At 49.5% G+C, this 26,391-nt stretch carries 27 protein-coding genes; 3 read left to right on the forward strand and 24 right to left on the reverse strand.

Annotation, left to right across the window (positions count from 1 at the left end):
• Positions 1 to 2: 2 nt before the first annotated feature.
• The 11 genes from folC to leuC form a co-directional block, all read right to left on the reverse strand.
• On the reverse strand, positions 3 to 1,343 hold the full coding sequence (folC, locus tag HVE01_RS09355; protein WP_125747433.1) for a bifunctional tetrahydrofolate synthase/dihydrofolate synthase: 1,341 nt from the start codon (positions 1,341 to 1,343) through the stop codon (positions 3 to 5).
• Entirely contained in the window at positions 1,336 to 2,355 is a 1,020-nt protein-coding gene (accD, locus tag HVE01_RS09360) for an acetyl-CoA carboxylase, carboxyltransferase subunit beta (protein WP_125747431.1), read from the reverse strand. The genes folC and accD overlap by 8 nt, the downstream gene beginning before the upstream one ends.
• A 90-nt stretch (positions 2,356 to 2,445) precedes the next feature.
• Positions 2,446 to 3,249: a tryptophan synthase subunit alpha gene (gene trpA / locus HVE01_RS09365; protein ID WP_125747430.1), complete on the reverse strand. Its 804-nt coding sequence runs from the start codon at positions 3,247 to 3,249 to the stop codon at positions 2,446 to 2,448.
• An 8-nt stretch (positions 3,250 to 3,257) separates the two neighbouring features.
• On the reverse strand, positions 3,258 to 4,496 hold the full coding sequence (trpB, locus tag HVE01_RS09370) for a tryptophan synthase subunit beta (RefSeq protein WP_125747428.1): 1,239 nt from the start codon (positions 4,494 to 4,496) through the stop codon (positions 3,258 to 3,260).
• An 85-nt stretch (positions 4,497 to 4,581) separates the two neighbouring features.
• Complete coding sequence (locus HVE01_RS09375) at positions 4,582 to 5,217, reverse strand: phosphoribosylanthranilate isomerase (RefSeq protein ID WP_125747426.1); 636 nt, start codon at positions 5,215 to 5,217, stop codon at positions 4,582 to 4,584.
• Complete coding sequence (gene truA, locus HVE01_RS09380) at positions 5,214 to 6,176, reverse strand: tRNA pseudouridine(38-40) synthase TruA (RefSeq protein WP_125747424.1); 963 nt, start codon at positions 6,174 to 6,176, stop codon at positions 5,214 to 5,216. Before truA ends, HVE01_RS09375 begins: the two co-directional genes overlap by 4 nt.
• Before the next feature lie 24 nt (positions 6,177 to 6,200).
• The gene (locus tag HVE01_RS09385) at positions 6,201 to 7,784 is read right to left on the reverse strand and encodes a type IV pilus assembly protein FimV (RefSeq protein ID WP_146943743.1); all 1,584 of its coding nucleotides are present in this window, start codon (positions 7,782 to 7,784) and stop codon (positions 6,201 to 6,203) included.
• A 168-nt stretch (positions 7,785 to 7,952) separates the two neighbouring features.
• Complete coding sequence (asd, locus tag HVE01_RS09390; RefSeq protein WP_125747420.1) at positions 7,953 to 9,065, reverse strand: aspartate-semialdehyde dehydrogenase; 1,113 nt, start codon at positions 9,063 to 9,065, stop codon at positions 7,953 to 7,955.
• 128 nt (positions 9,066 to 9,193) lie between these two features.
• Positions 9,194 to 10,273: a 3-isopropylmalate dehydrogenase gene (leuB, locus tag HVE01_RS09395; protein WP_038483705.1), complete on the reverse strand. Its 1,080-nt coding sequence runs from the start codon at positions 10,271 to 10,273 to the stop codon at positions 9,194 to 9,196.
• A 42-nt stretch (positions 10,274 to 10,315) separates the two neighbouring features.
• Positions 10,316 to 10,963: a 3-isopropylmalate dehydratase small subunit gene (gene leuD / locus HVE01_RS09400; protein ID WP_146943745.1), complete on the reverse strand. Its 648-nt coding sequence runs from the start codon at positions 10,961 to 10,963 to the stop codon at positions 10,316 to 10,318.
• A gap of 3 nt (positions 10,964 to 10,966) precedes the next feature.
• Positions 10,967 to 12,418: a 3-isopropylmalate dehydratase large subunit gene (leuC, locus tag HVE01_RS09405; protein WP_125747416.1), complete on the reverse strand. Its 1,452-nt coding sequence runs from the start codon at positions 12,416 to 12,418 to the stop codon at positions 10,967 to 10,969.
• 158 nt (positions 12,419 to 12,576) lie between these two features.
• On the opposite strand from leuC, the gene HVE01_RS09410 reads away from it, so the two are divergent.
• Positions 12,577 to 13,476 carry a LysR family transcriptional regulator gene (locus tag HVE01_RS09410; protein WP_125747414.1) on the forward strand — a complete coding sequence of 300 codons (900 nt, stop codon included), beginning with the start codon at positions 12,577 to 12,579 and terminating at the stop codon, positions 13,474 to 13,476.
• A 90-nt stretch (positions 13,477 to 13,566) separates the two neighbouring features.
• Here the strand turns inward: HVE01_RS09410 and bla are convergent, their stop codons facing one another.
• From bla to HVE01_RS09425, 3 genes are all read right to left on the reverse strand, one after another.
• On the reverse strand, positions 13,567 to 14,463 hold the full coding sequence (gene bla, locus HVE01_RS09415) for a class A beta-lactamase (RefSeq protein ID WP_213017554.1): 897 nt from the start codon (positions 14,461 to 14,463) through the stop codon (positions 13,567 to 13,569).
• 73 nt (positions 14,464 to 14,536) lie between these two features.
• Positions 14,537 to 15,103, reverse strand: coding sequence for a GNAT family N-acetyltransferase (locus tag HVE01_RS09420; RefSeq protein ID WP_146943747.1), 567 nt, complete (start codon positions 15,101 to 15,103; stop codon positions 14,537 to 14,539).
• 69 nt (positions 15,104 to 15,172) lie between these two features.
• Positions 15,173 to 16,030, reverse strand: coding sequence for a LysR family transcriptional regulator (locus HVE01_RS09425; protein ID WP_146943749.1), 858 nt, complete (start codon positions 16,028 to 16,030; stop codon positions 15,173 to 15,175).
• A 149-nt stretch (positions 16,031 to 16,179) separates the two neighbouring features.
• Here HVE01_RS09425 and HVE01_RS09430 point away from each other — a divergent pair, with 149 nt between their 5' ends.
• The gene (locus tag HVE01_RS09430) at positions 16,180 to 16,782 is read left to right on the forward strand and encodes a glutathione S-transferase family protein (protein WP_146943751.1); all 603 of its coding nucleotides are present in this window, start codon (positions 16,180 to 16,182) and stop codon (positions 16,780 to 16,782) included.
• A 260-nt stretch (positions 16,783 to 17,042) separates the two neighbouring features.
• Here HVE01_RS09430 and HVE01_RS09440 read toward each other — a convergent pair whose 3' ends face one another.
• The 3 genes from HVE01_RS09440 to HVE01_RS09450 all read right to left on the reverse strand — a co-directional run bounded on the left by HVE01_RS09440 (position 17,043) and on the right by HVE01_RS09450 (position 19,436).
• On the reverse strand, positions 17,043 to 17,507 hold the full coding sequence (locus HVE01_RS09440; RefSeq protein ID WP_146943753.1) for a GNAT family N-acetyltransferase: 465 nt from the start codon (positions 17,505 to 17,507) through the stop codon (positions 17,043 to 17,045).
• Between the two features lie 288 nt (positions 17,508 to 17,795).
• Positions 17,796 to 18,296 carry a P-loop nucleotide/nucleoside kinase family protein gene (locus tag HVE01_RS09445; protein ID WP_146943756.1) on the reverse strand — a complete coding sequence of 167 codons (501 nt, stop codon included), beginning with the start codon at positions 18,294 to 18,296 and terminating at the stop codon, positions 17,796 to 17,798.
• A 15-nt stretch (positions 18,297 to 18,311) separates the two neighbouring features.
• The gene (locus tag HVE01_RS09450; RefSeq protein ID WP_146943758.1) at positions 18,312 to 19,436 is read right to left on the reverse strand and encodes an FAD-dependent monooxygenase; all 1,125 of its coding nucleotides are present in this window, start codon (positions 19,434 to 19,436) and stop codon (positions 18,312 to 18,314) included.
• A 104-nt stretch (positions 19,437 to 19,540) separates the two neighbouring features.
• Here HVE01_RS09450 and HVE01_RS09455 point away from each other — a divergent pair, with 104 nt between their 5' ends.
• Positions 19,541 to 20,449, forward strand: coding sequence for a LysR family transcriptional regulator (locus tag HVE01_RS09455; RefSeq protein WP_125747400.1), 909 nt, complete (start codon positions 19,541 to 19,543; stop codon positions 20,447 to 20,449).
• Between the two features lie 144 nt (positions 20,450 to 20,593).
• On the opposite strand, the gene HVE01_RS09460 is transcribed toward HVE01_RS09455, so the two are convergent.
• From HVE01_RS09460 to HVE01_RS09490, 7 genes are all read right to left on the reverse strand, one after another.
• Positions 20,594 to 20,959: an SH3 domain-containing protein gene (locus HVE01_RS09460; RefSeq protein ID WP_146943760.1), complete on the reverse strand. Its 366-nt coding sequence runs from the start codon at positions 20,957 to 20,959 to the stop codon at positions 20,594 to 20,596.
• A gap of 143 nt (positions 20,960 to 21,102) precedes the next feature.
• Complete coding sequence (locus HVE01_RS09465) at positions 21,103 to 21,381, reverse strand: tautomerase family protein (RefSeq protein ID WP_146943762.1); 279 nt, start codon at positions 21,379 to 21,381, stop codon at positions 21,103 to 21,105.
• 106 nt (positions 21,382 to 21,487) lie between these two features.
• Positions 21,488 to 22,006, reverse strand: coding sequence for an AmiS/UreI family transporter (locus tag HVE01_RS09470; RefSeq protein WP_125747394.1), 519 nt, complete (start codon positions 22,004 to 22,006; stop codon positions 21,488 to 21,490).
• Between the two features lie 22 nt (positions 22,007 to 22,028).
• Positions 22,029 to 22,613, reverse strand: coding sequence for an ANTAR domain-containing response regulator (locus HVE01_RS09475; protein ID WP_125747392.1), 585 nt, complete (start codon positions 22,611 to 22,613; stop codon positions 22,029 to 22,031).
• A 1-nt stretch (position 22,614) separates the two neighbouring features.
• Entirely contained in the window at positions 22,615 to 23,766 is a 1,152-nt protein-coding gene (locus HVE01_RS09480) for a transporter substrate-binding domain-containing protein (RefSeq protein WP_125747390.1), read from the reverse strand.
• Positions 23,756 to 24,892, reverse strand: a complete 1,137-nt coding sequence (locus tag HVE01_RS09485) for an AAA family ATPase (protein WP_146943764.1) — start codon at positions 24,890 to 24,892, stop codon at positions 23,756 to 23,758. Before HVE01_RS09485 ends, HVE01_RS09480 begins: the two co-directional genes overlap by 11 nt.
• A 76-nt stretch (positions 24,893 to 24,968) precedes the next feature.
• Positions 24,969 to 26,009: an aliphatic amidase gene (locus tag HVE01_RS09490; RefSeq protein WP_125747386.1), complete on the reverse strand. Its 1,041-nt coding sequence runs from the start codon at positions 26,007 to 26,009 to the stop codon at positions 24,969 to 24,971.
• Positions 26,010 to 26,391 lie beyond the last annotated feature (382 nt).

Here is a 26,391-nt window from a genome sequence, read left to right on the forward strand (position 1 = left end):
GATTAAGCTTGCGGCAGTGTTATTTCCAACAAGGCCGCAACTGTAAAAAACGAGCCGGTCACTAACACCCGGTCGGAGGGTGTCAGCTGCTCAGCTATTATCTGCACTCCGGCCTCTGGGGAACTGGCGCAACCATGCACACGCCCACCCAGAGATGTGATACGCCCTGCCAGTTCGTCAGCTGACCGACCACGCTCCCCTTCCAACGTCACGCATACCCAGTCAGTAATGCGGGGTAGCAAAGCGCTAATAACACCATCAGCGTCTTTATCATTTAGCATGCCGATCAGCGCCCACTGCCGACCACCTGCAGGCACCAATGGGAGTCGTCTAGCGACATAATCGGCTGCATGAGGATTATGCCCAACATCCAGGCACCACTGTCCTATCCACTGCATACGCCCTGGCACTTGCACCTCATGAAACGCCCGACGACATGCGTCTGCATTCACCACTAACCCGCTAAGGATCAATGCTTGGAGGGCCGTTGCGGCATTGTCAATCGGCAAACCAGGATCAGGAAGGTCAGCGATGGAAATAGCATCTCCCTGACAGCTCAGCCCACTCCAGCTCCATTCAGACGGGCTATCTGCGGCATCAGCAGCATTATCATCAATGGAGTGACTAAAAGCCTCACCAAGGCAGTAAACAGGAGCGGCAATCGCATCGGCAGCCGCTGCGACACTACTGGGAAGCAGTCGACTGCCTAATACCGCGGGCTTTGCAGCACGAAAGATGCCGGCCTTTTCGCGGCCGATCTGGGCAATATCAGATCCCAAAAAATTGGCATGATCCTGAGCAATCGTGGTCACAATGGCCACGTCTGCGTCAATAATATTAACGGCATCTAATCGCCCACCCAGACCAACTTCGAGCAGCGCTAAATCGAGGTCTTCCTGTGCTAGGCACCAGAGGGCACAGAGCGTGCCCGCCTCAAAATAGGTTAAGCTAATTTCAGGCGCTTGTAGCCTCGCGTGCTCTACGCAAGAGAAGCCCGTCATTAGCCGCTGGTCGTCAGCGTAGCTACCATTGATCGTGACACGCTCGTTATAGTGCACTAGGTGGGGCGAAGTATAAGTCCCCACATGTAAACCGTGACTGCGAGCGATAGCATCCATCATGGCAAGGGTCGACCCCTTGCCATTGGTACCAGCCACCGTAATTACCTGTATTGCAATCGGTCGGCTTAGCAACCCCATGCGTTTGGCAACTTCTGCTACGCGCTCAAGCCCCATATCAATCCCTACAGGATGTAGGGTTTCAAGGTAGTGCAGCCATTCGGCTAAAGACCCCGGAGTTACAGCGTCAGAAGCTAAAGAGTCAGGGGCTATAGACTTAGACATTGCGGTTCGAATCGTCGCTCTGAACGGTACTGGCTTCGCTATGCGTTTCAGGCGTATCCGCACCTGCTACATCTACAGCATCGGCTATTGGCGCTTCATCAACCAACGGCTCGTCAATCGATGCATCGTCACTGACATCGCTCTCGGCAGGCAGCGCGATATTATGCGTCAGCTTACGCAGCACACCACCAACACGAGCACGCATATCATGGCGATGCACGATCATATCAACGGTGCCGTGCTCCAGTAGAAATTCACTGCGCTGAAAGCCTTCCGGCAGCGTTTCACGGACGGTTTGCTCAATAACGCGCGGGCCAGCAAAGCCAATCAAGGCGTTGGGCTCGGCGATGTTAAGATCGCCCAGCATCGCAAGCGATGCGGATACTCCGCCAAACACTGGATCTGTCAGAACAGAAATGTAGGGCACACCCGACTGCTTAAGCTTTTCAAGCGCTGCCGAGGTTTTAGCCATCTGCATGAGTGAAAACAGTGCTTCTTGCATCCGAGCCCCACCAGAAGCGGCAAAGCAGATCAATGGAAGCTGTTCTTCAAGGGCTATGGTTGCCGCGCGGACAAATTTTTCGCCAACAACCGCGCCCATTGAACCGCCCATGAAGGTAAATTCAAACGCAACAGCAACAACCGGTAGCCCGTCTAGCTCGCCACGCATAGCAACCAACGCATCTTTTTCACCGGTTTCTTTTTGGGCAGCCGTTAAGCGGTCTTTGTATTTTTTAGAGTCGCGAAATTTCAAGCGATCATTAGGCTCAATCTCAGCCGCAATCTCTTGGCGATTCTCTTTATCCAAAAACCAGTCCAAACGTTTACGCGCGGTCAACCGTAAATGGTGGTCGCACTTGGGGCAGACGCTGTGGTGCTTCTCAAGCTCAGGGAGATAGAGAACCGCTTCGCACTTGGGACATTTACGCCAGAGGCCATCGGGCACGCTGGCGCGACGGTCTTTACGCTGGATACGCCCCATGGAGGGCACAATCTTGTCTAACCAGCTCATATCAAAAAGTTTCCGTATACGTCATGCTTAGCAACGCCAAGCTTGATGAGTGTCGTCAGTCAATTCAGTGTAGACGATGAGGGAATGCGCTTAGGCATCCATCGCGTTGCGCATGTCGCCCAACACGCTTTTAAGCTGACCAGCAATGGTTTCAGGTGCGTCAACGCTCTCTGCAATGCGGTTCACTAGCGCACTGCCAACAATCACACCATCAGCAACTTTCGCCACTTCAGCGGCGGTCACACCATCGCGGATACCGAAGCCAACACATAATGGCAAATCGGTCATTTCGCGTAAGGGGGCAAGATGCTCAGCCACATCGTCAGCATTGAGTGTAGCAGCACCGGTAACGCCCTTAAGCGAAACATAATAGAGATAGCCCTCACCGTGGGCGCATATTGTAGCGGCACGCGCATTGGAAGTGGTAGGCGCAACCAAGAAAATCGCTGCTAAATCGCGAGCTTTTAACAGCGGGCCGAACTCATCAGCCTCTTCAGGCGGCATATCTACCACGAGCACGCCATCAACGCCAACGCTTGCCGCTTTATCAGCAAACGTTTCATAGCCAATCCGCTCTATCGGATTGAGATACCCCATCAACACGATAGGCGTTTTAGCATCCACTTGGCGGAACTCAGCGACCATATCCAGCAGGTCAACCAAACGAGTACCCTGCTTAAGCGCGCGCTCACAGGCCTTTTGAATCACCGGGCCGTCGGCCATTGGGTCTGAAAACGGCACGCCAAGCTCAATAATATCAGCTCCTGCCTCTACCAGGGCATGCATGAAGCCCACGGTGTACTGAGGCGCAGGGTCGCCGGCGGTAATGTAAGGAATCAGGGCCTTACGACCCTGCTCTTTTAATTCTGAAAAACGCTGGTCAATACGGTTCATGCTAGCCCTTAAAACTCGATGCCATCAATGTTCGCCACGGTCATGATATCTTTATCACCACGACCAGAAAGGTTGACCACGATATGCTGGTCAGGGCGCATGGTCGGTGCCAGCACCTTCGCATGAGCAAGCGCATGGGCGGATTCCAATGCGGGCATAATCCCTTCCATATGCGTCAGTTCACGGAATGCTTCCAGCACTTCTTTATCGTTTGCGGCTACGTAGTTAACTCGCCCAACATCTTTCCATAGCGCGTGCTCAGGCCCAACCCCTGGGTAGTCGAGGCCAGCAGAAATTGAGTGCGTGTCTGACACTTGCCCCGCCTCATCAGACATCAAGTAAGTTCGATTACCATGCAAAACACCACGCGGCGCATTGGTCGAAAGCGGCGCAGCATGTCGGCCTGTTTCGATACCATCGCCACCGGCTTCGACACCATACATCGCTACCGCATCATCTTCGACGAAGGGATAGAATAGGCCCATGGCGTTAGAACCGCCCCCCACGCAGGCAATCAGCGCGTCCGGCAGGCGTCCAATTTGCGCTAACGACTGTTGGCGAGCTTCACGCCCCACGACCGCGTTAAAATCACGTACCAACTGCGGGTAAGGGTGCGGTCCCGCCACGGTGCCAATAATGTAGAACGTGCTATCAACGTTGGTGACCCAGTCACGCAATGCTTCATTCATTGCGTCTTTAAGCGTACGAGTGCCTGATTCAACCGGAATTACACGTGCACCCAACAGACGCATACGATAAACGTTCAGCTTCTGGCGTTGAACGTCTGCCGCTCCCATATAAACGTCACACTCCAGTCCTAAGCGAGCTGCCACAGTCGCCGTAGCAACACCATGTTGGCCTGCTCCGGTTTCAGCTATAACCCTGGGCTTGCCAGTTTTTTTGGCTAACAGCGCTTGGCCGATAGTGTTATTAACCTTATGAGCACCGGTGTGATTTAAGTCTTCACGCTTCAACCAAATTTGCGCGCCACCTAGCGAATGAGACCAACGCTCTGCATGATAAAGCGGCGACGGACGCCCGACATAATGGGCAAGATCACGGTCAAACTCAGCCTGGAAATCGGGATCATCACGCAAACTCGAATAGGTCTGCTCTAACTCTTCCAGGGCAAAGCTCAGGGTTTCCGACACAAACCGGCCGCCGTAGGGACCAAAATGACCACGGGCATCCGGCATTCGGGTCAGGTCGCTGAACTTGGTTTCAGTCGCGGAGACAGTCACAGGCATACCTCACAAGATCGCCAGAACAGGCAAACAATAAATGAACGAACAAAGAGGCGTAGACACCCCGCGGGCACGCTACGCAGTGAGCTTAATGGGCGCTAGCTAACGCCACATTTTGAACAAAAGATGCCATTAACTCGGCATCTTTTATGCCATGAGATATTTCTATACCACCAGAAACATCAATAGCATAAGGTATTACTTGGTTAACCGCAGAAGCCACATTATCAACCGTTAACCCACCAGCCAGGATAACAGGTTTTTCTAAGGTTGCGGGGATTCTAGACCAATCAAACGTCTCTCCAGTTCCCCCTGGGATACCAGGTCGATAAGCATCTAATAGCAGCGCCTGCGCGAGCGAGTAGTCAGCCGCCGCCTGGTGCAGGTCGATATCATCATGCATGCGCAGTGCTTTTATCCAAGGCCGCCCAAACTGCTGACAGAAAGAGGCAGGCTCGTCACCATGAAACTGAATTAAATCCAAGTAAGGTAAGCACTGCTCAATGAATTCAGCAGGCTGATTAACAAACAATCCCACCCGCGTGACAAAAGCGGGCACTGCCACTGCTAACTCTTCCAACACCGCAGGCGTTATGCTGCGGGCGCTCTTAGGCCACATCACGAAGCCAAGCGCGTCCACACCCAGCGATGCTGCCAGCGCGACATCCTCATGGCGAGTTAAGCCACAAAATTTAATCCGCGTACGACCAGAACACGCGTTCATAATGGGGTCTCCTGCTGCTCTGAAGGCGCTGGCTCTGGCTGATTTAAGGGCGCTTGGCTGTTAAACGTCAGCTTGCGCCTTGCAGCGATGCGTGGATTATCTGGCAACTGACGCTCACCAGTCCACTCACCGGTAAATGCGAGCAAGTTGGGGCCTAACGGCTCTTTTGGCAGATCAAATCGCTCATCATAAAGCGAGTCTACGAAATGAAGGCCGCAGGCTGGCGCTGTGACATCGCCTTTGCGGCGATTCTTCAGCGCCAGCAGGCGCTCAATATGCCCTTCATCCTGCGAACCGCGCCCTACGCTAACCAGTGCCCCCGCAATATTGCGAATCATGTGGTGCAAAAAAGCATTGCCCTGAATATCAATGACCACTATTGGCCCATAGCGTTTCACTTCTACGAAGTGCATTTGCCGCCAAGGGGTTTTGGACTGGCAGCCCGCCGCTCGAAAGCTGCTGAAGTCATGCTCGCCTACCAGAGCCTGCGCAGCCCGATGCATGGCATCGGCATCTAACGGATCTCGACACCAAGTTACGTTGTGGCGTTCTAACACCGGACGACTAAGTTGATTCAACAAAATATAACGATAACGACGCCCAAGTGCGCCCAAGCGGGAATGAAAGTCATCGGACACAGGTTTTACCCAGCGCACCGCCACATCTCTCGGGAGATTGGTATTGCTGCCAAAAATCCAGGCTTTTTCAGAACGCTGAACAGGCGGGTCAAAATGGATGATCTGTCGGGTGGCATGCACGCCAGAATCGGTTCGACCACTGGCATGAATACGCACTGGCGCGCTGGCCACTTTCTCTAGCGCATCTTCCACCGCTTGTTGAACAGAAGCTGCGTGTTTCAAACGCTGAAAGCCGCAAAAGCGCGTACCATCATATTCAATGCCCATCGCTAGGCGCCCTGTTAGGGGCTTTGTTTCGTCAAAATGGTAAAACAGCGTCATGAAGCCACGTCACATAGAAGATAGTTAGGGTGCACCATTATCCCGACGTCGAGGCTCAAATGCCACCTCTTCGACTTCCCAGCGTTCCTCGACGCTCTTCCCTCCATATTGGTTGCGTCCCACGCCTGGAGGTGAAGACGTCTCCTGCCGTTCGGCCTCAACTACCGGCCCTGGCTCACTGTTAGCAGGTACTGTATCAACCGTCGGTGAACCCCGCATTGGTGCCTCAGTAGTAGAAGAAGGCGTGGTAGTTGAAAACGTAGTAGGTGAAAACGTGGTAGGTGGAGGAGAAGTAGGTGAAGGCGTAGCAGGTGGAGGCGTAGCAGTTGGCATCGTATCAGCGTTATAAGCCGAGGAAATGGGTGCAACATCTTCCCACTGCCGTTCACGACGCCTACGCGACCATACTAGCGCTCCCAACAAAAGCGCTAACGCACTACTAGCGAGCGGCCACTGATAGGCGGCCATGCGCTCAACAATTGTGGCTGACGCACTCTGTGAACGGTTCAGGTTAGGCACCTCGTTAGCCGGACGACTGTTTGCCATCAGCGCGGCACTCCCCGCCAGCACATCTGATAGCTCTTGAGCTTGGTGAAGCTCGCGCTGAGAAGCGCTTAATGCTTGCGTTAGCGAAGCCACCTCTTGACGCAGCACAGCTAGCTGATCATGCATTTCTTCGCGCTCGTCAAGCACCGCTAGCAGCCTGTCCTGGCCCTCCAACAACTGTTCAGCGAGCTCTTTTTCGATGGCGACAACACCGGGTGTTTGCAGAGATAGAGCAGCCCCTTGGTCGTCACTCTGCCTAGCTGACTCGACCACCTGCTCTACGCTCGAACCACTAAGGCCTTCAGGCTTTTCTTGAGACTCAACCTGGCGGCCTACGGGTGAGCGCACCGCCTGAATCGCCTGGGCAGCATTGCTGGACGTTCGTGACGTAATCTGCTGACGGGTAGGGATATTGAGTGTCTGGCCCGCACGGAGTTCATCTATATTGCCAGTGGGAAACGCAGCGGGATTAGCGACTAAGAGTGCCGTCATCATTTGTTGAATGGTTACATCGGCTGGCTTCACCCTTGCGGCAACGCTCCAAAGAGTATCGCCACTGGCTACGTAGGCTATATCACGTGAAGCATCGCGTGCAGCCGATAACACAGAAGCAGATTCCCTACTGGGCGATTCAGCCGATCCGGTGGCGTCAACCGGGCTGTCTAATGCGTAGTCGGGTGGGTCAAACAGCAGCGTTAAAGCGCGTGTCTGTCGCCCTTCTGGTGAAGAAATCGTTAACAGTAGATCCAACCACGGCTCATGAACTGCTTGGGAAGAGCGCAGCAAAAGCCGGTGCCCAGCAGGCTGCTCTTGAATCTGAACATTGATACTTGCGGTAAGGGATGTCCACTCCAACCCCAGTGCCCTAAACGCCGATTCGCTTGCCAGGTCGACACGTAAATCACTCAGCGCGAAACCCTCACTTTCCTGAAGTGGCACTGTGGCCTCAAGCGGCGCATCTAATGGTGAGTTTACCGTTGCCTGCCCCAACCCCAACGCCACTGCCAGTGGACTAATAGCGCTTAGCGACAGTCCCAACATCCCTGTTAATTGTTTTCTCATAAAGGCCTCTGCTGCCTTTTATTTGATTGCGGTCAAGCCACACTTTCTTACATTTACTTAGCAAAATCACACTCTGCATCCTTTTTACCACACCCAGAGAATAAAAAAACGGGAAGCTGCGAACAGCTTCCCGTTTTTATCAACGCTTTTATTTAAGCGTGGCGAGCTCTACTGCTCGCGTAAGATCTTCAGCATACGCTTGAGCGGCTCGGCAGCACCCCATAACAACTGGTCACCAACACTGAAGGCTGATAAGTATTCACCGCCCATATTCAGCTTGCGTAGACGACCGACCGGTACTTGCAGCGTGCCAGTCGCAGCAGCGGGCGTTAGGCCAGCAACCGTAGCGTCTTTGTCGTTCGGGATCAGCTGAACCCACTCATTGTGCTTAGCGATGCGATCTTCGATCTCGTCAAGCGGTACATCCTGCTTCAGCTTAATAGTGAATGCTTGGCTGTGAGAACGCATTGCACCGATGCGTACGCAAAGACCATCAATGGGGATCGGGTTATTTTGCAAACCTAAGATCTTGTTAGTCTCAACGCTGCCCTTCCACTCTTCACGGCTTTGGCCGTTATCAAGCTTGGTATCGATCCATGGCAGCAAGCTACCCGCTAGCGGTGCACCGAAATTATCTGTGGGAAAGTCACCACTGCGCATCGCAGCCGTCACTTTACGGTCGATATCCAGAATCGCGCTAGAGGTATCTTTAAGCTCTTCGCCTACGCTATCGCGTAGCTGCCCCATCTGGTTCAACAGCTCGCGCATGTGCTTAGCGCCTGAGCCGGAAGCTGCTTGATACGTCATGGAGGTCATCCACTCGACCATGTCTGCTTCGAACAAGCCACCCAAGCCCATCAGCATCAGGCTCACGGTGCAGTTGCCGCCAACAAAAGTTTTAGCACCCTTCGCTAACTGGTTATCGATCACCTTACGATTGACCGGGTCCAGAATAATGGTCGCTTCATCTTCCATACGCAGGGTGCTGGCCGCATCAATCCAGTAGCCTTTCCAGCCCGCCTCACGCAAGTCTTTATAAACCGGCTTGGTGTAGTCGCCACCTTGACAGGTAATCACCACGTCCAGTGCTTTTAACGCATCAATATCAAACGCATCTTTCAGTGGAGGCACGTCCACGCCGATATCGGGGCCAGGCTGACCAACTTGGGAGGTGGTGAAAAATACCGGTTCAATACCGTTAAAATCACCATCTTCCTGCATGCGCTGCATCAGCACTGAGCCAACCATGCCACGCCATCCCACGAAACCGACTTTCAACATGTGAAGTCCTCCAACTAAGAATGAGAGCGATATTATACACAAATATTAGACACAACGTCGGCCACCCCCAGGGTGGCCGACTGTTAATACCTTTCAGCGTCAATTAGTTAGCACGCTTTATACATAATTTAATTTTTTGCAAAGGCCGCCAATACGGCATCACCCATCTCATCGGTAGAGACACGGCGCGTCCCTTCAGAGGCGATGTCAGCAGTACGCAAGCCATCATCTAACACACTGCCAACAGCGGCTTCAATGCGCTCAGCCATGGCGGTTTCATTCAATGAATAGCGCAACATCATCGCGACCGACAGCATCATTGCTAATGGGTTAGCAATATTCTGCCCAGCGATATCCGGCGCGCTACCGTGGCAAGGCTCGTACATGCCCTGGCCACTCTCGTTTAGCGACGCTGAAGGCAACATGCCGATAGAGCCGGTAAGCATGGCAGCAGCATCGGAAAGAATATCGCCAAACATGTTGCCCGTCACTACCACATCAAACTGTTTCGGCGCGCGCACCAGCTGCATGGCGGCGTTATCCACGTACATATGGGAAAGCTCAACATCCGGGTACTCCGGTGCCAAACGCTCCATCACTTCACGCCACAGAATAGTGACTTCCAACACGTTGGCTTTATCCACCGAGCAGAGTTTTTTGCCACGCTTCTGAGCCATTTCAAAGGCGACGCGACCAATACGCTCAATTTCGCTTTCAGAGTAGATGTAGGTGTTAAAACCCACCCGCTCGCCGTTGCGCTCTTCGATGCCACGTGGCTGGCCGAAATAGATGCCACCGGTAAGCTCGCGGACAATCATAATATCCAGCCCAGCCACTAACTCCGGCTTCAAGCTAGAGGCGCTAGCCAACTGCGGATAAAGCATGGCCGGACGCAGGTTGCCGAACAAACCTAAGTTTTTCCGCAGACCTAACAGGCCTTTTTCAGGACGCTTGGAAAGGTCTTCGAGTGTATCCCATTTAGGGCCACCAACAGCGCCCAGCAAAATAGCACTGGCTGCCTTGGCTTTTTCTAGCGTTTCAGCAGGCAGTGGCTCACCGTGAACATCGTAAGCAGAGCCACCGACAAGGCCTTCTTCGACGTCGATATCCAAACCAGCTTCCTGGCAGGCCTTCAGCAAGCGGGCCGCCTGAGCCGCAATTTCAGGGCCAATACCATCACCCGGCAGCAGTAATACCTTATGAGTCATGCAATTTCCTTAGCATTTCAAACGTTAAAGGTGAATGAACACTTACGCAGGCTGGCGGAACAACCAAGGACGCTGCTGGCGGTGTTTTTCTTCAAACGCACGAATTGCGTCTTCGTCCTGCAGGGTAATACCAATATCATCCAAGCCGTTCAGCAGGCAGTGCTTACGGAACGCATCCACCTCAAATTCGAGAATTTCGCCACTGGGCGTGATGACCCGCTGGTTCTCTAAATCTACGTCTAATTGATAGCCTTCGCTGCCTGCCACTTCAGCAAACAGGCGGTCAATAACGTCTTCTTCCAAGGTAATCAGCAGAATGCCGTTTTTGAAAGCGTTGTTGTAGAAGATATCGGCAAAGCTTGGCGCAATCACCGCTTTGAAACCAAAATCTTCCAGCGCCCACGGGGCGTGCTCGCGGGAACTACCACAGCCAAAGTTGCGACGCGCCAGCAACACTTCAGCACCTTGGTAACGCGGCTGGTTCAATACAAAATCCGGGTTCAGCGGGCGCTGCGAGCAGTCTTGTCCTGGCTGGCCTTCATCCAGGTAGCGCAGTTCATCAAACAGGTTCACGCCAAAGCCAGTACGCTTAATCGACTTCAAAAACTGCTTCGGAATAATCAGGTCGGTATCGACGTTCGCACGGTCAAGCGGCGCTACAATTCCTTCTAAACGTTCAAACTTTTTCATGGCTTAGGCCTCCTGCGCGTGGCTAGTATCGTTAGCGGGTAAGGTACGTACATCAACAAAGTGACCAGCAATCGCTGCCGCCGCTGCCATTGCAGGGCTCACCAAATGCGTGCGTCCGCCGTAACCCTGACGGCCTTCAAAATTGCGGTTAGACGTTGATGCACAGTGCTCACCAGCGCCCAACTTGTCGGCATTCATTGCCAAGCACATTGAGCAACCCGGCTCACGCCATTCAAAGCCTGCTTCAATAAAGATTTTATCCAAGCCTTCTGCTTCCGCTTGGCGCTTCACCAAACCAGACCCCGGCACCACCATGGCAAGCTTAATCGAGTCCGCGACTTTATTGCCTTTCGCCACTTTGGCCGCTTCGCGTAAATCTTCAATACGCGAGTTGGTACAGGAGCCGATAAATACTTTATCGAGCTTAATATCGGTAATTTTCTGGTTTGCCTGCAAGCCCATATATTCGAGGGCGCGCGCGTGGCTGCGCTGTACGGTGTCATCCAACGCGGCTTGGGGGTCTGGCACTTGGCCGGAAATACCGGTAACCATTTCCGGGCTAGTCCCCCAACTGACCTGCGGTTCGATCTCTTCAGCTTGCAGTGTAACCACTTTATCGAACTGCGCGTCAGCATCGGAAACCAGATTGCGCCAGTCAGCGACCGCGGCTTCCCACTGCTCTGCGGTGGGCGCAAAGGGACGCTCGGCCAGGTAATCAATCGTCGTATCATCGACAGCAATCAGGCCCACACGGGCGCCAGCTTCAATGGCCATATTGCATACGGTCATGCGGCCTTCCATAGAGAGCGACTCAATCGCACTACCGGCAAACTCAATGGCATAGCCCGTACCACCAGCGGTGCCAATCTTGCCAATAATCGCCAACACCACGTCTTTAGCGGTCACGCCCAGGCCAAGTTCGCCTTCCACACGCACTTGCATGTTCTTCATTTTTTGCGCCAGCAAGCACTGGGTCGCCATAACGTGTTCAACTTCTGAGGTGCCAATACCATGAGCCAGGGCGCCAAACGCACCATGGGTCGCAGTGTGGGAATCGCCGCACACCACGGTCATGCCGGGTAACGTTGCGCCCTGCTCTGGGCCTACCACGTGCACGATACCCTGGCGCGGGTCGTTGATTTTGAACTCTTCAATGCCGTACTCAAGGCAGTTATCGTCCAAGGTTTGTACTTGGATTAACGACACCGGGTCTTTAATACCGCTATTGCCTTCCGCACGCTCTTTTACCGTCGTAGGCACGTTGTGGTCCGGCGTTGCCAAGTTAGCATCTAAACGCCAAGGCTTGCGATTAGCCAAGCGCAGGCCTTCAAACGCCTGGGGCGAGGTGACTTCGTGAAGCAACTGGCGGTCGATATAGATCAACGCCGTGCCGTCGTCACGCTGTTTCACCAAATGTTGATTCCAGAGTTTGTCGTAAAGCGTTTGACCTGACATGTTGCTCTCCTGGGCATTGCCCTGCTAGTTCGGTATGGCAGCCTCTACGTGCTGCTTATGTGGCTATGTAGGCAGTGTCACGCGAGTCGCGCATAAAAGCAATTCATGTTATTCATAGATTAGATTCCAAACTGGAATACCAATTAAGGGAGCCGCAAGTGGATACTCAAAGCCTGCAAGCATTTCTGGCCGTTGCCGAAACCCAGAGCTTTTCCCGCGCGGCCGAACAGCTGTATTTAACCCAGCCTGCAGTAAGCAAACGCATCGCTACTCTGGAAGACCAACTTGGCACCCGGTTATTTGACCGCATCGGGCGGCGTATTGCGCTGACCGAAGCGGGCAATGTATTACTTCCCAAAGCACAGCACATACTGTTTACCGTGGAAGACAGCCGCCGAGCACTTGCCAATCTTTCCGGCCAAGTAGGCGGTAAGCTAATGCTAGCCACCAGTCACCACATCGGCCTGCATCGACTGCCACCGCTGTTAAAGCAATACACGCATCGCCACCCGGAAGTGGCGTTAGACTTGCACTTTCTGGACTCAGAGCTAGCCTACCAGGGCGTGGTCGATGGCACGCTGGAGATGGCAATAGTCACTCTCGCCCCCCACCCCGTTGAACAGCTTCACGTGGTAGAGCTATGGCGCGACCGGCTGTGTTTTGTCTGCGCCACCGACCACCCATTGGCGCAGCGTACCCGCTACACTAGCAGCCCGCTCAGCTTGACTGAATTATGTGAATTCAATTGCGTGCTGCCAGGTGCCAAAACCTTTACCCGCACCTTGATTGGCCAACGTTTTGCCGAAGTGGGCCTACAGCTTCCCGTTAGCATGGCAACAAACTATTTAGAAACGCTGAAAATGATGTGCAGCGTGGGCCTTGGCTGGAGCCTACTGCCTGAAAACATGATCGATAGCGAACTCATTGAGCTCAATGTAGACACCGCCCCCATCCAGCGCCCGCTGGGCTATCTCGTCCACACCAGTCGTACGCTTTCTAATGCCGCTAAAAAAATGATTGAAGAACTGGAAAGTACCCGCCAAGTCACTCTCGATTAGCCGCACGCGCCAGTGTTGTGGGCACGCACCAATGTTGTGAGAAAGCGATACGCGGGCCTATCAAGCACCCGCGAAGCGATGCCTGAACAATTACAAAGCGCTATTCGTCTCCACAACCTCTCGGATCACACTGCCCAATTCAGCTATTGCGCTATTTCGTTCTTCAAATGATGCGTCCGTTTCGGTGATATAAAACGCCACGATGGTAGGCTCGCGCTCGGGCGGCCATATAACAGCGGTAATCGATCTTGAACCAAAGCCACCGGCTCCCGTCCGATCTCCAATTACCCACTCATCAGGTATTTGTGACCTAAACAAGCCATCAGCCACTTCATTATTAATCAGCCATTCACGCAGTTGGTTTTTAGACTGAGGCGATAGCGCGTTTCCCACTACCAGCTTCTCAAGGTTACTCACCATTGCATTGGGCGTGGAGGTGTCACGCTCATCATGTGGAGCAGCCTCGTTTAGCTCCGTCTCCCAACGATCCAAGCGCGTGACACTATCCCCCAGCGCTCTAACAAATTCTGTCACGGCCTGCGGTCCACCAATTGCCTGTAAGATCAGGTTAGCCGCAGTGTTATCGCTGGTTGTCAGCGTCGCTTCGCACAGTTCAAACAGCGATATTTCCCGGTTATCGGCATACGCTTCGGTAACGGGTGAATAGGTGACAATGTCAGAAGCAGATACTTTTATTCGTCTTTCGAGTTGCTCACTTCCTTCATCCACACGCTGCAGCAGCGCTGCGCACGCTAAGGTTTTAAAGGTGCTGGACATCGCGAACAGCTGGTCTGCGTTGTATTCCCAGCGCTGCCCAGTTTCCAGGTCATAGGCTGCAAAACCAACGCGTGCATCCAACTGCTCCTCTATACGCTCAACCTCTGTAAGCAACTTATCATCCTGGGCCATCAACACAGAAGGAACCGCTATTAAGCAAATCGATATAATCCAGCGCGAAACTTGTTGTTTACAAAGCACTTTTATCATCCTTTAAACATCATATAATCGATCATAAGGGTAGAGGCATGCTGCCCGCCATATACAGGGCCTGGAAGGTAGATTAATCGCGGGAAGTTGACGACGGGTCACTAATCAGCCTTCCATACAACGCGGAATCAGAGACAACACCATTCACTTCCCATCGCTGCCGAAGCACCCCTTCTAGAGTAAAGCCAAGCTTCTCAAGCGCTTTCGCTGAAGCGTGGTTATCTGGGTCAATTTCAGCTTCAATACGACGAAGCCCCAGTGCATTAAAGCCATACTGTATCAAGGCTTCACCCGCCTCATTAATATAGCCTTTGCCCCAATAGCGTTGGCCTAAGCCAAAGCCGACTTCAGCACGCTTAGACTCTTTGTCATAACTAAACAGCATGCACTTACCCACCAGATCACTTGTTGACTTTAGATATATCCCAAGCACCAGTGACTCTTCACGCAGCATCGAAGCGTTGCTGACATCAACAAAATCCAAAGCGTCCTGAATATCTGACCAAGGTGCCGTATTCCAATACTTCATCACTTCAGGGGAAGAAAATATGTCTAGCAGGCTTTCTGAATCAGCGGCTGCTAATGGCTGCAGTGTTAGCCGTTCGGTTTCGATCACTGGAAAAAACAACTCTTCTGACATTCATAACTCCTTTTTTGCACGACGCCGCCAACCCGTGCAGCTGCACAGCCCGCACGACACAACGACATTCTATGTCTCGTGCAGCCTAAGCGATAACGCTTTTGCCAACTCACCCGCCCAACTCACCGACACCAAAGGATGCCTAGAGGAAGAGCTGACCAGCACAATATCAATACTAGGCAGTGCCGGCATCCCATGAGCAGCGCCGACTTCGATCAAACCACGCGGCAAGGAAGCTGTCGCTGCCGCCGTGATAGCCTTGCCCTGCCGAACCAGCCCCATCAAAGCTCCGGTATTGGCGCTGAGCGCCTTTATACGGTAAGCGCGGCGTGTTTTATTTAGGCCATCCAGAGCAGCACTGTGAAACTTACAGTCGGCTTCATACAGGGCCAAAGGCAACGTTTCGTGCTGCTGCCAGTCAAATTCCGGGTGCTGTATCCAAATTCCCTTATCAAGCATCAGCACATGACCTTCATCACTGTTAGCTGCTCGCGTCAGGATAGCCAAGTCCAGCGCCCCCTCATCCAGCTGCTTTCTCAACGTGATGGTAGGCGCGCATATCAGCTGTAGTTGAACATTGGGGTGTTGGTCATGAAGGGTATCTACCAACAAAGGTAGCAGGCTCTGGGCGTAGTCATCTGGGCTGCCAATACGCAACGTTGGTAAAGCGGCGCTCGATCTCAGTTGAACTAGCGCCTCATCATGCATTGCCAGTAAGCGGCGAGCGTAGCTGACAAGACGTTTGCCCTCGTTGGTGAGTTCTAGATGGCGGCCTTCTTTAAAGAACAAGCTGCAGCCGACCTGCTCTTCCAGCCGCTTCATTTGCATGCTGAGCGCGGCCTGGGTTCGGTGAACCTGACGCGCGGCTCGGGTAAGGCTACCGGTATCAACCACGGCAATATAGGTGCGCAGGAGATCCATATCCATGTAACGGGGCCTCTATCCATCAGCCCCACTGATGGCTGATATCAGTACTATTCGTTTGTCGAACTTCGCGGAAAGCGAAACACTGTCCTCCGTGGCTTGGGTGTAGATTCAGTCCCGCCACCCTTGCGTTCAATTCACTGGAGAAGACGATGATCTTGCACGACTACCGACCTTCCGGCAACGGCTACAAAGTACGCCTATTACTGAATTTGCTGGATAGACCATATGACTATCGCCATTACGATATCGTGCATGGAGAAACGCGCACCCCGGCATTCCTGCAGAAGAACCCCGCTGGCAAAATTCCAGTACTGGAGCTCGACGACGGCCGTTTTCTCTGCGAGTCGAACGCCATTCTCTACTACCTAGCCCAAGGGAGTAATTATTGGCCAGAAGATCGCTGGAACCAAGCCCAGGCCCTGCGCTGGATGAACTTTGAACAGTACAGCCACGAACCCAACATCGCCACACCGCGCTTCTGGCTAACTCACCTTGGCCTGAATGATGAACGCCAAGCTCAGCTAGCGGGTAAACAAGCATTGGGGCGCGAAGCGCTAGCGGTGATGGACGATCACTTGGCAAAGCAGGAGTGGTTCGTAGCAGGCCGCTACACCATCGCGGATATTGCCCTCTTCGCCTATACCCATGTAGCTGAAGATGGCGGGTTCACACTGGCGGATTATCCCAACGTTTGCCGATGGCTGGATCGGGTAGCGTCTCACCCGAACCACATTGCGATCACAGCGGAGTAGAAACATTTCCATGCTGACAATTGCCAAGCTTAAAACTGTACCAGCTCAACTTCATTAAGCTTTCTCTTGGCTGACACCGCCACGCTGTTAAAAATCGGATTGTCGGTAATAGCGCGAACGCTTGACAAGCACCAAGTCAAATAACCAGGTTCCTAGCTATTTGAACAAGCAGCCTTCACTTCAGAAGGCTGCCATTCATGTAGCTGTTCAACATCCACAATGGCGTCAGCCCTACTATCAGGAGCATCCCTTAGCACTATTTACATAGTAATTCGGTAGTATCGACCATAGTCTCCATCCTTGGTCGCGCCATGTACCACCTGCCAGCCTAGCTTTTCGGCGACTCTCTTACTGGCCACATTATTCTCTGAAATGAAAACCTGAACAGTCTCCCAATCAACCTCGGTGGCTAGCTTTTCCACGACCAGCTCACAGGCTTTGGCGGCAATCCCCTTCCCCCAAAACTCAGTTCTAATGAAATAACCGAAATCCACAACACCGTTCATCTCTTTGATGCCACAAAATCCGATGAACTCATCGCTATTTACATCCGCGATAACAAAGCGAGATGGGTTGGCGAGCGCACTCTTAAACCATAAATCAGACTCGTCCTCTGTAAGAGCACGACGAGGCCCCAGAAACCTCATTACTGCAGGGTCTCTTAGCATAGATACAACTGCCAACCTATCGTGTGCATGAAGGTCTCTAAGCTTCACTAAACTCATCGTTAAAAATTCGCGCTAACATCGACAATTAAAAAACACAATTAATATCAAGCTCATCTTTATTCGCTCTACTAAGACAACCTCCTCGACAACTTGAGGCAAAAACTATAGAAATAAAAAATGCCGCTACAGTCTCAACAAACCTTAGCAGCATACCCACTTCAACTGTTCTATCATCGCTTTTTGGGTCATGCTCTAATTTATTTTAGGCCACAACAAAGCTCCAAATAAATATTTTGCCAATACAGATAAAACGGTACCAAAAGCATTAGATAAACAGCACGCAAGTTATGACAACGCCCGCTCGACAACCTGGACATTGAATCCCTCTGATTCTTCGGGTAACTCAAAGTAGCCCGTTACCCTCCTGAAAACCTCCTCGGTATCGAAGCTCGCCCGATCAGGCTGCTCCCTTTGGCGCTGTTTCAGCTGTCTTAGACAAACCTCGTCTTCGGCCATCACATAGTACAGCTCGTGGGGTATCCCGCGTGGCGAGTAGATATCCTTAAACCATGCCCTTTGCTTCCTCGTATTGCCGGGGAAATCTAGAACCACAGTGGTGCCTGCCAAAAGTATTTGCTCAACGTGTTCCCTAAGCAATGGTTTAAGGCGCGACGAGTAACTGATGTAGTCGTTGAAATCGTTGATTTCGCCAGGAAAAAGAGTAGCTAACCAGTCATCCTCTGAAAGCAGCACGGCGCCGCGCTCACGCGCAATGCTGGCAGACAGCGTGCTTTTTCCAGCGCCCATCTTTCCGCAGAAAAATATTAACGTTCCATAAGCACTCATTTCCTACTCCTTTAACTACGCCTGCTGCGTTTCTAATCCCTGCATCCATAGCAGGCTTAATTGCTCAGCAGAAATGCCTAAAGTCGCTGGCTGAGACACAAGTTGTGTTCCAAAAATTCTCTCGGCCGCCTGTCTTCCAACGGTTTGAGCTGAGGATGTCTTAACGATTCGCTGCTGATAAAAACTTGTCAGAACACTTTCCAACTCACCTTGCTCTCCCAAAAGCCTGACAAGATGCCACGCATCTTCCAGCGCCTGACATGCTCCCTGCCCAGATGTTGGTAAAGACGCATGGGCCGCATCTCCAATAATGACAACATTGTCTTGATGCCAATAAGGCAGAGGATCAAGATCATGAACAAAAATGCGATTGAGCGATGCTGCATCATAGAATTTCAGCACGTTGCGTACCGGGGCAGGCCAGCACCGAAAACGCTGATGCAGCTCATCATACCAAGCAGATAAGGGCCGTTGTTTATCAATATCAGCATTCCATGCGCCAGCCCAGAAACATAGCCCATTATTCACAGGGACAATTCCAAACCGCTCACCCACGCCACGAAAATCATGGATGGCGTTATTTAAAACCCCCTTATTCAACTGACTGATACCAATGATATTAATGAATCCTTGATAACGGGGACTCACCTTTTCGGCATATAGCGTGTGACGCACCACCGAATTCATTCTCCCATCGGCTCCTACTACCACGTCAAACTCTTGCTTTAATCGGTCAATATCCTGCGTCGTCATTGGCCAGCCAAGGTGTATTTTCACCCCCAAATCATCCAACCTCTCGGCCAGTATGCTCATAAGATCACGGCGCAATATTGTTATACTGGGGAAACCACTCAGCAGATTCACTTCCTCAAGATCAAGCTCACCCTGCCAAGCGCCAAATTGATCAAACTGACGCATTAAACGGGGAGTACCACCCAGACGTTTTAGCTCTTTTTCCAACCCCATCTGTTGCAGAACAAAAATTGCATTTGGCCATAAAGTCACGCCAGCACCAATGGACGAAACCTTACTGTCACGCTCATACACGTTCACTTGATAGCCTTGTTGTGCGGCGAGGATTGCCAGCGCTATTCCTGCAACCCCTGCACCAACAATGGCAATACGATTGGTATTCTTCATCGGCTCTACCTAAATAATTAAATTCGGCAGAGATTGTCACAAAGCCACCTTGAAGGATAAACACGCTATTATTGCGTTATTAATCCCATTTTTTGAGATAATCTATGATTGAGAAAATCGAGCTTCAATGGTTACTTAGCTTTCAGGCGGTATATCAGCAACTGAGCTTTAAGCGCGCAGCGGAGCAGCTTCAATTGCCAACATCCAATGTCAGCCGCCATGTCGCGTTATTGGAACAACAACTTAGCTTGCGACTATTGGAGCGCACCACCCGCAAGATGATACCAACCGCTGCAGGCAAGCAACTTTATCAGGCTATCACGCCGCTCACACGAGCAATGAATGACGCACTAGAAGAAGCCTCACTGCATGGTGACTCTTTATCCGGCCACCTTAAGATCATCATGCCTGACCTCCCCTTTCTGGCCGAAATCACTGCAAATTTTTGCCTCCAGCATCCTCAAATACAACTAAGCTGCGACACCCAATTAAACCCTTCGGAAGGCTTGTTAGAAGGGTTCGATCTAGTATTACGCTTCGGTAGAGGGCCATTGGAGGATTCTGGCTGGGTCGCTAAAGAAATCCAGCGCTGGCCGAGCTGCGTAGTTGCCGCGCCGCAACTTCTTAAACAACACCGAGTGCCTGACTCACTGGATGAACTGAGCAAAGCGCCCTGCATTACCAGCCTGTCTGTCCTACAAGGCATGCCCTGGCGATTCAAGCATAACCAGACCATTCAGGTGCAATCCAGCTATAAGGTTAATAGTGGCTACATGGCTAGAGCTGCCGCGCTGAAAGGACTTGGCTTTGCTATTTTACCCACTCATGCATGCCAAGCAGATATAGAAAATGGATCGCTTATTAAGATTGATCTTAACTGCCAGCCAGAGGATCTCGTCTTATACGCGTTTTACTCGGGAAAAAAATACCCACTGGAGAAAGTGAGAGTATTTTTGGAACACCTGAGATTAGCAATTATGGATCTTGATTCAGGTGGAAATAAAGTCTCGTGATTACTTCCTCCATATCAGCTTCCACCTGTTACTCAACGCCAGACTGAAGACATCTGTAGGTGGTGACGTAGACTGGGCTGCCATCACAAACGGCGCGCGAAACAGGCATCCGGCGGCGAATTGATGGCATTGCCAACACTGCGACTACTCTTCAACCTCTTGCAAATTCTCTAATGGAACCCACCCTGATTCTTTGCTGATAGACTTTTCACACCATAGCCATCCATTCAAAATTCTTGCGCCAGTTAGACGCTCACCCGCCAGCACATTAAGCTCTCTAGCGGTGTAGTCATCAAGCGCACGCCCCTCTGAACCTTCCAATCGCTCAATAACTTGCCCAGGCACCCAACCTGGTTCCTGCCCGGGAGAACTGCAGAAAAACCAGTTATCCCACTCTTCAGTTCCCTTATACTCCTCGCCAACAATAAGAGGATCACCTTTTCTGAAAGTGATTGGGTTAGGAAACTCACTTTCATGTGAACTAACAACGAGATATTTCTTGGTGCTCATATGACTCTCTAGCTCTGGTTAACACCCGCATGCAAACTTGTGGGCTTATCATGACCACAGGCCCATCTTAACTCATTCTGCTATGACTCACTCACCCACTTTGAATAACTGGCACGCTCAATATCCACAATTTCGACGGTTAATCAGCAACGTGGAAGCTCAAGTGTTTGCAATTGCGCTAATACCGATCTTGAAAGCATTTCCTTTTGGGCAGGGGTTCTACCTGCCAGAATCTTTAGCACCACATGCACAAAATCAGACCTTGCCTTCCCCGTTATATAGCTTTGATAGGCAACTGACCTAACTTTTATGCCACTACCATCTGCCTCAAATAGCGCTGACGTCATGGCACCTGCAAATACCAATGGTAATATCAACTCACCGTCCAACGATGCTGAATGCTCAACAATGCAATGTGGCATGAACTACTCCAAAATATAATACCGTTTATAAGTACGGCTTTGTAGCGAAGGTAAAGCCGCAGCGGAAAAAGCCGTCGTTAAGCACCACGATAAGGACGCCATTAAGTCAAGTAGAAATGATACCATGGAGAATCAAAACACCTGGAACCCACCCAGTAAATATTGCACAGAAAAGTGTATAAACTGCGACACTTTTCTTTATATTTTTGGCCAAAGCAAGAAGAGCAAAAAAACCGAACCATAGAACTGCCCATGCAAACCAGTTGATTGCATTCCAGAAACCAAATGTCCAACTAATACTAGAAACTGAGTTAATACCAACTACTGCAGCCGTAATGCTAACGAATAAGCAGAACCACCCTAGGCCTCTTCCATCTACTTTTAACAACTGATTTGCTCCAACCCAAAGATAAGTAAAGGAAAATAAAAATGTAAATGCTCCCGCACTGACAGCCGTTGAATTTCCTGGATCATTAAAAATCAAGTACACAGCTACAAGAAAGCTTAGAGCACCCACTAAAATATTTATCACCGAAACTTCTCTATCACCTATTCTGCCTAGCAACCATATACCATTAACAAAGAGAACAGCTCCAACATATAAAAGCGTCAGACCTAACATCATTGCATTTCTCCTTTTGAATTCATTATTCAGACTTATCAATGATTATTTCAGCTATTTCAGCTATACTTTTCCTCTCTTCCATTGCACTTTTTGACAAAAACTGATGAGCCTCCTCTTCTGTCATAGGTGCATTTTTCATAAGAATCACTTTCGCTTTATTCAATAAGGACATAGAAGACAACTTATTATGAGCCTTGTTAATTTCTTTCCTATATTTTAACAAATCTTCACTATTCCTCCTTGCAACCACCAAGCTTGGAAGAACGTCATGCGACTTTAGAGGAACGGTTACGACCCCATGAGACTCAATCTCTAAAAGCTGCGATAAAGTAGAAGGGCTTGCGTACTCAACGATAAAAATTAATGTCACAGCTTCAGTAGAATCACGTATTATTTTTTTCAATCGGGCATGGCTACTATCTTGAAAGACGCCTGAAAATATGATGTCGACAGGGAAGTCAAGAGTTTCCGGCAATGGCCATAAATGCCGTACAGGACAACCAATCCTAATTAGTTGCAAAACTAATGAATCGCTAACTTCACCCTCAGGATTCAATACTAAAACCTGCAGGTCTCGAAGTTTTCCAAGGATCGAAGAGTTACTCATATCACAAAACCCTGGGCATTAATTCAGTCCAGTTTTCGAGCCGGTGCACAACCACATATGGATCTGGACAAATAGGTGAAGGGGATGTCCACTTAACATTAAAAGCTCCATCGTGATCTATTTCTGCTATTCTTGACGTTAAATGTGAATGGTTGTTTTGCTTTTCTATCCACACAGGGCCTTGGGGAGCATGGATCTCAGTCAAGTAGAGTTGCTCTCGAACTTTTTCTAATTCGACACTTCCAGCAGCCCGCATCGCTTGGCACAACAACAAAGTTTGGTGGTAGGCTGCTTCAGTCCAAGCCGTAACTGATACATCGCTAGGAAAGTAACTCTTACATTCAGATAAAAAAAGAGTACTCTTTTCACTTTTATTAGAAGAAAAGTAAGGTGCTACAACAATATTCCCTTTAGCTGTCTCTAATGTCATTTTATTTATTTCAGCCTCACTTGTCGTCAGGCTTGCAATTGGAGGTTTTTGACCTGACAAATAACAGTTTGCAAATTCTGTGTAAAACTCAGCTGTCCCATGACCCACTACAGTAGAAAAAACCACGTCAGGCTGCAAATTAGCCACTTTATTAGCAATATCCTTCACCTCATTGAAGGATGGGTAAAGAGGCATATAAAACTCATCGAGAATAGTGCCGCCATGCTGCTTATACAATAGCCGCATCACATGATTACTTTCGCGCGGGTAAACATAATCAGAGCCTACAAAAACTATATTCGAACCATAGTTTTTTATTAGATATGCAGCAAGCGGAGCACTATTCTGATTCGGTGCTGGACCTCCATAAAATATGTTTGGAGAGTATTCAAACCCCTCATAGGGAGTTGGATAGAAAAGTAACACATCAGACCTCTCAATTGTCGCCATGATAGCCTTTCTTGTATGCGACATGTAGCAACCAACAAAAAAATCAACTTTATTATTTTTAATAAGCTCCTCAGTATATGCACGAAACCTATCAGGATCTCCGCCTAAGTCTCGGTGCATATATTTTATAGGCTTTCCTCCAATGCCACCTGATTCATTAATTTTTTTAATAGCTAGCTGTGCTCCAAATCTTTGCGAGCGCTCGATATCAGCTGTAACACCAGTATCTGAGAACAATAGACCAATCACCGGCTCTTCGATCCTATTTAACATTATAAGTCAGCCTTTTAAAAAAAATCTTACCATTAAAAATAGATGCATGATATTTAACAGGGTCATTACCTTCAAGGGCGACTTGATGATTATCTAACAGATACTCAGCTAGGAAAACCTCGAGATTTTTCCTAACAGAGCGCCTTATAGACCTCGCCCCAAACTGCCGATCATAGCCTGCATTTGAAATAAACTTAACCACATCAGCGTCGAATGTTAATAAACAACTATGCTTAATTAGCCGACGATTCAATTTTTCCAATTCAAGCTCCACAATACGCCCGACAGCATCTTCTCCTATCCAGTTAAACACGGTTATATTATCTATACGATTTACAAACTCAGGAGAAAATGTATTCAACAGCTTTTTTTTCACAATTCTCTCAAGACCTTCACCCTTCTTTCTCGAACATCTATGAATAACTTTCAATAAGATTTTTTTTCGACTTTCTTCATAACTCTGAATCTCATAAGCAGCTAAATTACTAGTCATAAAAATGATAGAATTCCTAAAGCTGTACGTCTTTTCTCCCGATGCTACAGTCAACATTCCATTGTCAAATACGTTTAACAAAGCATGAAGAACTTCTTTGCTTGCTTTTTCAACTTCATCTAATAAAACAATTCCAGGTATATTATTTCTACCCTCAATCATTTTCTCATCAAGAATAGTTTTACCTTCCTTGGCACCAACGTAACCAGGAGGAGCTCCTGTCAAAGAAGCTGCATAATGCTCTTGAGACAAGGTATTCATGTCTACACGACAAAAGGAATCAGCGTCACCATACAATGAACGTGCTAAAGACCTTACTAATTCTGTTTTACCTACGCCTGTAGGACCAAGGAGCAAAGCCGTATAGAGTGGCCTTCTAGGATCGGCAATATCGGCTCTCACTACTTTAAGCATATCTTCTACTGCTTGCACTGCCTGCTCTTGACCTATAATCTCAGATCTAATTGCTGACATAACCGCCTCAATATCGAACTGGAAACGGCTACTGAATCTGGCTTTACTGGCTAAATGTAGACTCTCTATATCTTGTCCTGAGGTATTTTCATCCTTTAATGCTTCAGCATTTTTATTTTTTCTTTCTGTTTCAGCTAGCATTTCATTTAAAAACGGCATAAATGCATCTCATTATCTTTTTATCTTGAAGCCCCGAAAGGTTCGTCCGGGGCTAAGAAGCTTCAAATCAACCTAATTAAGCTTCCTTCTCTTTTCCTTCATAGGAGAGGTTTCCAACTGGACACTGAGCAACACCTGGAGTACGCCGTGTCATGCTCTCTACATCTTCTCTAGCTTTTTCTGCGTCATTTACCCAAGTCTTATAAAATTCAAATGGACACTCAGCGAGTCCTTTATCACCATCTCCAGACGCCTGCATTCCGGTATAGCCACGGTGCAGTATTTTAAACAGATGGTTTTGAGACTGATCATTGGCACGAGCATCGCGGATCTGTGAAATGGATAGTTGAGCATACTGAATACCCATTTCTTCTTCACCGCACTCTCCGAGCGTACGTCCGTCAAAACCAATGATTGCTGAATGCCCAAAATAGCTATATACGCCATCGAAACCTGCGGCATTAGCAACTGCAACGTACGAGTTATTTGCCCAGGCCATAGTTTTAGACATCATGATTTGCTGTTCTTTTGATGGATACATATATCCTTGACAACGAACTATCAGCTCAGCTCCCTTCATTGAGCAGTCCCGCCAGATTTCAGGGTAGTTACCATCATCACAAATTATAAGACTAAGTTTCATACCCTTAGGACCTTCTGAAACGAAAGTCTCGCCACCTGGATACCATCCTTCAATAGGACACCAAGGTATTATTTTGCGATATTTCTGTACAATTTCACCTTTATTATCCATCAGAATTAAAGTGTTATATGGGTTCTTCTTAGGATGATTTTCATGACGCTCACCTGTCAAAGAGAAGATGCCCCAGGTATTTGCTTTACGGCATGCTCGAGAAAAAATTTCTGTTTCTTCTCCTGGGATGGTGACAGCGGTTTCCATCATTTCTTCTGGATCATACATAATTCCCTGAAGGCTATATTCTGGAAAGATGACTAGATCCATGCCTGGAAGCCCTTTTTTCATCCCAATAATCATTTCAGAAATTTTGTTGGCGTTTTCAACCACCTCTTTCTTAGTGTGTAGACGAGGCATTTTATAGTTTACTACTGCAACACCAACTGTATCATTGCTACTTGAAATATCGCCGTGACGCATAACTGCACCCCTTTTATTTTTGTAAAAAAAAGGCTCTCTCAGGACGAATCCTGAGAGAGCCTATTTGCTCTGTTCGCATGTCAACACTATGTAGACTAGCTACATTATAAGTGCTGAGTATTTTGGCCGACTTCGCCACATCGCCTTTGATGTTTTAAAATCTAAGCTCTTCCTGTATAGCCCATACAAATAAATCAGTGCAAGAAAAAAATCTCAAATACAACCAAAGTATAAAAAACAGTGAATGTTAATATAAAATCCCAAAAACTTCATACCAAGTCCCTTCGTCCGGCGCTGTATTGCCTGAACCAACAGGCTATAAAGTGCTTCTGGTATAAATAGAAATCACGAACTCATCCACAACGCCTAGAACATCCTCGGA

Origin of the sequence: Vreelandella venusta (genome assembly GCF_007989605.1) — a bacterium.
GTDB lineage: Bacteria > Pseudomonadota > Gammaproteobacteria > Pseudomonadales > Halomonadaceae > Vreelandella > Vreelandella venusta.